1 protein-coding gene is annotated in these 519 nt (G+C 43.9%); it reads left to right on the top strand.

What is annotated here, in order from left to right; translation table 11 throughout:
• Positions 1 to 519, top strand: a 519-nt coding sequence (locus HC175_RS17325) for a hypothetical protein (protein WP_438865954.1), incomplete at both ends; no start/stop codon positions are given.

The following is a 519-nucleotide window of genomic DNA, read 5'->3' as shown; positions in this document are numbered from 1 at the left end:
GAAGATTACTCCCAGGAGGTAGTTGTTTCCATTACTGTATTTGCTACCACCCCGGGCTCCTGCAAACCTGTAATTGTTTTTCTTGATGCTTCCGGTAATGCGACCTTGGAACCCGAAGAAGTTTTTGCCGGAGATCCCGATGATCCTGCAATAGTGAACATGGAATTGGACCGGGAGAATTTCACCTGTGAAGATCTGGGGGAACCCGTTCAAGTGAATCTGATTATCCATTATACCGATGGCAGCAGTTCAACATGTTCAGCTTTAGTAACTGTTGAGGATAATATAGCTCCTCAAATTGTTTGCGTGGAGGAATTTACTCTTCATCTCAATGAAGCCGGAGTAGGTAGAATTACTCCCGAGATCTTTGACCGGGGTTCCTCAGACAATTGTGGATTCCTCATGTCTCTTAGCAAAGAGAATTTTGATCTTGATGATGTGGGGGAGCAGGAAGTGATTTTAACGGCAACAGATGCATCGGGGAAAATTAGTACCTGTACTACTATTGTTACTGTTGAA

It is taken from the genome of Salinimicrobium oceani, from assembly GCF_012037645.1.
This window is presented reverse-complemented; position numbering and strand designations above follow the sequence as displayed.